This is a genomic window from Streptomyces sp. AC627_RSS907 (genome assembly GCF_019049165.1).
The window spans coordinates 1-686 of sequence record NZ_JAGMUE010000851.1; the positions used below are offsets into that span (position 1 = coordinate 1).

Annotated in this window: 1 protein-coding gene and 1 pseudogene; both read left to right on the forward strand. The window is 69.2% G+C overall.

Going from position 1 to position 686, the window contains the following annotated elements:
- A partial coding sequence (locus KUM32_RS39005) for a bifunctional nuclease family protein (RefSeq protein WP_217146513.1) occupies window positions 1-334 on the forward strand: 334 nt, incomplete at its 5' end.
- Window positions 335-501: 167 nt separating this feature from the next.
- Window positions 502-686 (forward strand): annotated as a pseudogene (locus KUM32_RS39010) (MerR family transcriptional regulator); the annotation flags it as partial.

Below are 686 nucleotides of genomic sequence, written 5' to 3' on the forward strand. Positions count from 1 at the left end.
GCAGGGCATGGCCCCCGCGCGACCACTGACCCATGACCTTTTCAAGGACGTGCTGGTAGCGGTGGGGCAGGAACTCACCGAGGTCCGGATCACCGACCTGCGGGAGGGCGTCTTCTACGCGGAGCTGGTCTTCGCGAGCGGGGTGGAGGTCAGCGCTCGCCCGTCGGACGCCATAGCGCTGGCGCTGCGCACCGGAACGCCGATCTACGGCAGCGACGGTGTGTTGGACGACGCGGGCATCGCCATCCCGGACGAGCAGGAGGACGAGGTGGAGAAGTTCCGCGAGTTCCTCGACCAGATCTCTCCGGAAGACTTCGACACCAACAGCCAGTGAGTCGCTGACGGTGGTCGCGGTGGGCATTCGGCCAGCCGTTCCCGGCGAAGCGTCGTGGTAAACCACTCCCAGGGTGATTATCACTCGGCGTGCCGAGTGTGGCGATCGTTGACGCACCCCGAGTGACTGCCTACCGTCGAGAAGGCAGGTCAAGGACGGAGGTCGGCGTGAGAAGCACCGGCGAGGGCACGGCGGCAGGCGGTCCGTATCCGCTTCCTGGAGGCGGGGCCGGGTCGGCGCCCGGGCAGCCGGTCGCGACACGCGCCACGGCTGCCGAGGAGCCCGCGTCCGACGACGTCGGCTACCGCGGACCCACGGCGTGCGCGGCCGCGGGCATCACCTACCGACCGCT